The following is a 6,443-nucleotide window of genomic DNA, read 5'->3' as shown; positions in this document are numbered from 1 at the left end:
CGGACGCGAGACGGGCCGCGAACGGGTCGCTCGTAAGACTCGCTTCGTCGTGGTTGCGTCAGTGACGGGAGCTCGCGTCTGCGGCGCATGCGCTTCGACGGTTCGGACGCGAGACGGGCCGCGAACGGGTCGCTCGTAAGACTCGCTCCGTCGTGGTTGCGTCGGCGAGGGGAGCTCGCGTCTGCGGCGCATGCGCTTTGACGGTTCGGACGCGAGACGGGCCGCGAACGGGTCGCTCGTAAGACTCGCTCCGTCGTGGTGGGCAATGTGGGTGTGTCCCGGATCAAACACAGTTGACCAGGGTGGAGATCGTTTCTCGCATATCCGGCGCCATCGGTAGATCGGCGAGCGTGGCGGCGTCGATCCAGGCGAAGGCGTCGTGTTCGCCGGGGGCCAGTGCGACCTCGCCCGGTTCCACCTCGACGATGAAGCTGTACTTGCGCACTCGGGGCTTGGTCCTGGTGGCGTAGTCGAAATCACCCAGGAACTCGGTGATTGCGCGCACCCGCAGCCCGGTCTCCTCGAAGAGTTCGCGCACCACGCATTCGGCCAGGGTTTCCCCGGATTCGACTCCGCCACCGGGCAGTTCGTACTTGCCGCCGTGGTAGTCGTCCGGGACACGACGCACCACGAGGAGTTTGCGATCGCGGAATACCGCGACACCGACCACGAAATCGGTGATCCCGTCGCGCTGCGCCGCATCGCGGAGTTGCTGTTCGATGCGCGCGAGCACCTCGGTTCGCATCCGTTCGTCACCTCCGATTCCTTTGTGGCACATGATGTTACGAATCCGCCGTGTGCGCGTATAGACCCCCGACGTGCGGTGGCGGGCCGTGCCGGCCGCCGACTCGACTAACCGGTCGGTACTGCTCGCCTGTCGTTCACCCGCAGCCGCGAGTGACTCCCTCGCACGTCACTCGCGAAGATCAGCTCGCGTAAAATGCCGAGTGCAGGACAATTTACTAGGAATTCGGAGCACCAACGTCGTAAGTGCTCCTACCCTGAAAGGCGATCGGTGCACGGTCCCGAGAGGAGGACCATGATGTCCACACTCACGACACCACACATCGATATCCATCGCGGCGGCGATCGCATGAAAACGCGCGTGTCCTGGCTGGATTCGAAGCACTCGTTCTCCTTCGGGGAGCACTACGATCCCGACAACACCCATCACGGGCTGCTGCTCGTCAATAACGAGGATATTGTTTCCCCTGGTCAGGGCTTCGAAACCCATCCGCACCGGGATATGGAGATCGTGACCTGGGTACTGGGCGGCTCGCTGGTGCACCAGGATTCGCTCGGGCACACCGGCGTCATCTATCCCGGTCTGGCACAGCGGATGAGTGCGGGCACCGGAATCCTGCATTCGGAGAAGAACGACTCCTGGCGCCTGGACCACGGCACCGAACACGACCAGCCGGTCCATTTCGTGCAGATGTGGGTGGTGCCCGACGAGCCGGGCCTGGAGCCGGGGTACCAGCAGTTGGAGATCGACGACGAATTGGCGCGCGGCGGCCTGGTGACCGTGGCCTCCGGCCTGCCGCGCTATCGCGATCGGACCGCGATCGCCATCGGCAGCAGTCATTCGGCGATGCATGTGGCACGGCTGGTGGGTAGCGGGGAAACCGAGCAGGCGATCGATCTACCCGACGCGCCGTATCTGCATCTTTTCGTCGCCAGGGGCGAGGTGGAGATGGAGGGCGTCGGCCCGCTGTACTCGGGTGACGCCGTGCGCATGACCAGGTCGGGCGGCCAGCGGGTGACCGCCCACCAGCCCGCGGAGATCCTGGTCTGGGAGATGCACGCGCGGCTCGGCTCGAACTAACGCGCTCGGCGATTAACGTCCCCGCTGCGGGAGTGCGATCAGAAGGCGAGCGCAAACGCAGGCGCATCGGCTGAGAGGAAGTCCCATGGCGCAATATCCGCCGCCCGGTCAATATCCACCACCGGGTCAGTACCCGCCGCCACCGGGTCAGGGGCAGCCGAACTATTGGCAGGAATCCCCGAAGCGCAAGGGCCTGGCGATCACCGCACTGGTGCTCGGCATCCTGGGGCTCCTGAGCTGCTGGACGCTGATCGGCGGCTATTTGTTCGGTTTTTTCGCGCTGATCTTCGGCATCATCGCGCTGGTCAAGATTCGTTCCGGTAGCGCGGGCGGCTCCGGCATGGCGATCACCGGATTGATCCTTGGTGTGCTCGCGCTGGTCGCCGCGGTCGTGCTCAGCATCGTCGGCTGGAGTTTCTTCGTCGACTCCGGCGGCAAGGACTATCTGGACTGTCTGCAGAAGGCGGGCGACGATCAGACCAAACAAAACGAGTGCCGGGACAAGTGGGAGCACAGTATCGAGCAGAGCTTCAGTGTGACGCTCACTCCACGCCCGTCCCCTTGACAACACCCTTGATGCCCTTGACCAGCGACCGACCGCCGCTATTCGCGCAGGTTCGGGTGGCGGCGATGACATCGCCGAGCTCAGGGCGGTAGTCGCCCTCCGGCGGTGCTATCCAGATCCGGTAGCCGCTGAGCTCATCGGTCGGTGATGGCAGCACGATCCGGGTGCCGGGTAGCGCGACCGAGGCGCATACCCGGAACAACTCCGGGAACAGTGTCATATCCAGGTACGAGTTATCGGTCGGACCGGTCAGGAAGGACCATCGGCTGGAGCGCGGATGCGCGATGATCGGTCCGGTCCGTCCGTAGGTGGCCAGCAGGTGGGCGCGCACCCGCTTGCCGAGTTCGGCGGGCATGACGACCGCGCCGACCGCGCCTACTTCCAACAGAATTCGCCCGAGTGCCGGATCGACGACCCCGTAGAGACCGTTGTCCTTGCGATAGCGGCGACATCGCGCCAAAGCGTCCTGGGCCGCCGCGAAATCCTGGGCTGCCAGGTAGCTACCCGATTCCATTCGCGACGTACTCATGAGGAACCTCGCCTCGACTCTGAGTGGATCGACGTAAAAACCAAAGTTGCCGGTGAAATCGACACTAGACCCGCACAAGTTCCTTGACAATAGTCACACGCCCAGTAAATTTCCGGCGTACCATCTCCGGCCATGGTGCCCGTTTCCCCAACAGTTGCTCGCTGGGAGCTGGTGCTGCGCCTGCGCGAATTGCGCGAACAGCGCGGCTTCGATTCGGCCACCTTCGCCAAGCGGGTCGGTTTCACCCCCGCGAACTGGTCGCACGTCGAGAAGGGGCGACGGGTGCTCACCACGAACACCATTGGCCCGGTGCTCGAACTGCTGGAGGTGGATGCCGAGGAACGCGCGGAGTTGCTGACGCTACTCGAGGCGAGTAAGCAGCGCGGCTGGTGGGCCAAATCGTCGGCCCTGATCGGTCCGGAACTGCAGCGGCTGTACGGCATGGAGTACGGCGCGCAGAGCATTCGCAGCTATGACAGTTTGGTCTTTCCGGGGCTGCTGCAGTCCGAGGATTACGCGCGGGCGCTCATCAGTGCCGATGTGATGATCCGGCCGGTTCAGGTCGAGCAACTGGTAGCCATCCGGATGCGGCGCCAGGAGCGGTTGCGCGGCAAGCGGCCGGTCGAGCTGACCGCGGTCATCAGCGAGGGCACGCTGCTGCAGCAGACCGGTGGGCCGGAGGTGCTGCGCGGACAGTTGGAGTATTTGGCGAAGACGATCGAGCAGCTCGACAACATCGAGGTGCGGGTCATCCCGTTCGCGGCGCGGGCGGGCGCGGTGCTCGGCGGGTCCAGTTTCCACCTGATCGACTTCGCCGGTGAACAGCTGCCGACCTTCGCGTGGGCCGAGAGCGCGGTCTTCGGCGGCGCGGTCGACGATCCGGAACAGGTGCGCGATTTGAGCTTCGCTTACGTACGCGCACTGGAACAGTCGTTGAATCGTGCAGCATCATTGGCCCTGATCAGCAGGTATGCGCGAGTGTAAAATCCTGCTCATGGCCTCCACCGCTACCTTCCGGTCGGTTTTCACTGACTGGTTCACGTCGAGTCGATCGAACAACGGCAATCAATGCGTCGAGGTTCGGTTCGATGGTGACGCGGTGCTCATCCGTGACAGCAAATACCGCCGCAACCCGGCCAACCGCACCGCTGAAGAGCCCATCATCACCGTCACCGCGAGCCTTTGGACCTCGTTCATCAACCTTCTCAACAGCGGCCGATCGCATAACGAGCTGATCGTACAAACTTGCGCCGATGGCAGCGCTACCCTGCGTCACGGCGATATCACCCTCTCCTACACCCCCGAAGAGTGGGATGCCTTCATTGCCGGCGTGCGCGCCGGCGAATTCGATCGCATCATCCTGCCCGCCTGACCGCTTGCCCCCGGCCGTAGCGACTTTTGCAGGTCGCTCGAAACGACCAGCCGACGCGGCCGGGGCCAACCTCGGCGACGGCAACCTTCGCCCCATCTCTGCATACTGGACATCGTGACTTCCGATCTGAGCAGTCCCTCCGGTATCGATCTCTCCCACCTCGACCACGCCGTGCGCGTGCAGGACGACCTGTTCGCCCATGTCAACGGTGGGTGGCTGGATGCCTATGAGATACCGGCGGATCGTGCGGTCGACGGCGCCTTCCGGGCGCTGTACGACCAGGCGGAGCTGGATGTGCAGACGATCATCCAGCGGGCCGCGGACTCGGCGGCCGAGCACGGCAGCGACGCGCGCAAGATCGGCGATCTGTACTCGAGCTTCATGGACACCGATACGGTGGCTTCGCTTGGGCTCGCGCCCATCGCGGGGGAACTCACCGAGATTCACGAGGTCGCCGACCGCGGTGCCTTCGCCGCGCTACTGGGTCGCCTGCAGCGCACCGGTGTCGGCGGCGCGCTCGGCTTCTACGTCGACACCGACGACAAGGACTCCAACCGGTATCTGGTGCATGCCACCCAGTCCGGGATCGGACTGCCCGACGAGTCCTACTACCGGCAGGACGAATTCGCCGAGATCCGGGCCCAGTATGTCGAGCACATCGGCCGGATGTTCGCGCTCGCCGCCGCCGAACCGCAGATCGCCGCACTGCTACCCGCCGACCTGGCGATGGTCGGACAGCGGATCTTCGAATTGGAGCGCAAGCTCGCGGCCGGGCACTGGGATGTGGTGCGCCGCCGCGATGCCGAGTTGAGCTACAACCTCACCACCTACGACGCGCTGGTCGCCGAACATCCGGAATTCGATTGGCACGCTTGGACTTCCGCGCTCGCCGAGGGTATCTCGAAGTCGGGTCCCGACCTGTTCGCCGAAGTTGTTGTGCGCCAGCCGGATTACGTGCGAGCCTTCGCCCAGACCTGGGCGTCCGAACCGCTCGCCGACTGGCAGGCGTGGGCGATCTGGCGGCTGTTGCGGTCGCGGGCGGCCTATCTCACCGATCCGATCGTCGAGGAGAATTTCGACTTCTACGGCCGCACCCTCACCGGCGCGCAGGAGAATCGGGAGCGCTGGAAGCGCGGTGTTTCGCTGGTGCAGGATCTGCTCGGTGAGGCGGTCGGCAAACTGTATGTCGCCGAACACTTTCCGCCGGAGGCCAAGGCGCGGATGGTCGAGTTGGTCGCCAATCTGCAGGAAGCCTACCGCCGCAATATCGCCGACCTGGACTGGATGGGTCCGGATACCAGGGCGGCCGCGCTGGCCAAACTGGAGAAGTTCACCCCCAAGATCGGCTACCCGGACAAGTGGCGCGACTACTCCGCCATCGTCATCGTCCCGTCCGATCTGGTCGGCAACTACCGTCGCGGCTATGCCGCCGAACACGATCGGGATCTGAACAAGCTCGGCGGTCCGGTCGATCGCGGCGAATGGTTCATGACACCGCAGACGGTGAATGCCTACTACAACCCGGGCATGAACGAAATCGTGTTCCCCGCGGCCATTCTGCAGCCGCCGTTCTTCGATATGCACGCCGACGACGCCGCCAACTACGGCGGCATCGGCGCGGTGATCGGCCACGAGATCGGCCACGGTTTCGACGATCAGGGTGCCAAATACGATGGCGACGGCAATATGGTCGACTGGTGGACCGATGCCGATCGCACCGAATTCGGTAAGCGCACAAAGGCTTTGATCGACCAGTACAACGTGCTCTCGCCCAAGGCGCTATCCGACGACCACACCGTCAACGGCGAATTCACCATCGGCGAGAACATCGGCGACCTCGGCGGGCTGTCTATCGCCCTGGCCGCTTACCGTATTTCGCTCGAAGGCGAGCAGCCGCCGGTCATCGATGGTCTGACCGGTCTGCAGCGCGTCTTCTACGGCTGGGCGCAGGTGTGGCGGACCAAGGCCCGCAATGCGGAGGCCATCCGGCGCCTGGCCACCGACCCGCACTCGCCACCGGAGTTCCGTTGCAATGCGGTGGTCCGCAATATCGACAGCTTCCACGAGGCCTTCGATGTGAAGCCAGGTGATGAGCTGTATCTGGAACCCGCGCAGCGCGTCAAGATCTGGTGAGCACGCGGCGGACCGAGGA

The 6,443-nt window shown here is 64.3% G+C and carries 7 protein-coding genes; 5 read left to right on the top strand and 2 right to left on the bottom strand.

What is annotated here, in order from left to right; all coding sequences use genetic code 11:
• Positions 1-283 precede the first annotated feature (283 nt).
• The gene (locus AB0J47_RS22625) at positions 284-745 is read right to left on the bottom strand and encodes an NUDIX domain-containing protein (protein ID WP_364349064.1); all 462 of its coding nucleotides are present in this window, start codon (positions 743-745) and stop codon (positions 284-286) included.
• Between the two features lie 297 nt (positions 746-1,042).
• On the opposite strand from AB0J47_RS22625, the gene AB0J47_RS22620 reads away from it, so the two are divergent.
• Together AB0J47_RS22620 and AB0J47_RS22615 are read left to right on the top strand one after the other, a co-directional pair.
• Positions 1,043-1,825: a pirin family protein gene (locus AB0J47_RS22620; protein ID WP_364349061.1), complete on the top strand. Its 783-nt coding sequence runs from the start codon at positions 1,043-1,045 to the stop codon at positions 1,823-1,825.
• 85 nt (positions 1,826-1,910) lie between these two features.
• Positions 1,911-2,390, top strand: coding sequence for a DUF4190 domain-containing protein (locus AB0J47_RS22615; RefSeq protein WP_364349058.1), 480 nt, complete (start codon positions 1,911-1,913; stop codon positions 2,388-2,390).
• Here the strand turns inward: AB0J47_RS22615 and AB0J47_RS22610 are convergent.
• On the bottom strand, positions 2,368-2,919 hold the full coding sequence (locus tag AB0J47_RS22610; RefSeq protein WP_364349055.1) for a hypothetical protein: 552 nt from the start codon (positions 2,917-2,919) through the stop codon (positions 2,368-2,370). The two genes, AB0J47_RS22615 and AB0J47_RS22610, sit on opposite strands and share 23 nt — an antisense overlap.
• A 132-nt stretch (positions 2,920-3,051) precedes the next feature.
• Here AB0J47_RS22610 and AB0J47_RS22605 point away from each other — a divergent pair, with 132 nt between their 5' ends.
• From AB0J47_RS22605 to AB0J47_RS22595, 3 genes are all read left to right on the top strand, one after another.
• Complete coding sequence (locus tag AB0J47_RS22605; protein WP_364349052.1) at positions 3,052-3,903, top strand: Scr1 family TA system antitoxin-like transcriptional regulator; 852 nt, start codon at positions 3,052-3,054, stop codon at positions 3,901-3,903.
• 10 nt (positions 3,904-3,913) lie between these two features.
• A complete protein-coding gene (locus AB0J47_RS22600; RefSeq protein ID WP_364349049.1) occupies positions 3,914-4,291 on the top strand; it encodes a DUF397 domain-containing protein in 378 nt (125 codons plus the stop codon).
• A 114-nt stretch (positions 4,292-4,405) separates the two neighbouring features.
• Positions 4,406-6,424, top strand: a complete 2,019-nt coding sequence (locus AB0J47_RS22595; RefSeq protein ID WP_364349046.1) for a M13 family metallopeptidase — start codon at positions 4,406-4,408, stop codon at positions 6,422-6,424.
• Positions 6,425-6,443 lie beyond the last annotated feature (19 nt).

Origin of the sequence: Nocardia sp. NPDC049737, from assembly GCF_040674755.1 — a bacterium.
GTDB lineage: Bacteria > Actinomycetota > Actinomycetes > Mycobacteriales > Mycobacteriaceae > Nocardia.
Note: the sequence above shows the minus strand (reverse complement) of the source record. Positions and strands in the feature narration are given on the sequence as shown.

Coding starts and splice junctions, on each gene's coding strand:
- AB0J47_RS22615 (WP_364349058.1), top strand. CDS start 1,911: ATGGCGCAATATCCGCCGCCCGGTCAATATCCACCACCGGGTCAGTAC.
- AB0J47_RS22620 (WP_364349061.1), top strand. CDS start 1,043: ATGTCCACACTCACGACACCACACATCGATATCCATCGCGGCGGCGAT.
- AB0J47_RS22610 (WP_364349055.1), bottom strand. CDS start 2,919: ATGAGTACGTCGCGAATGGAATCGGGTAGCTACCTGGCAGCCCAGGAT.
- AB0J47_RS22605 (WP_364349052.1), top strand. CDS start 3,052: ATGGTGCCCGTTTCCCCAACAGTTGCTCGCTGGGAGCTGGTGCTGCGC.
- AB0J47_RS22600 (WP_364349049.1), top strand. CDS start 3,914: ATGGCCTCCACCGCTACCTTCCGGTCGGTTTTCACTGACTGGTTCACG.
- AB0J47_RS22625 (WP_364349064.1), bottom strand. CDS start 745: ATGCGAACCGAGGTGCTCGCGCGCATCGAACAGCAACTCCGCGATGCG.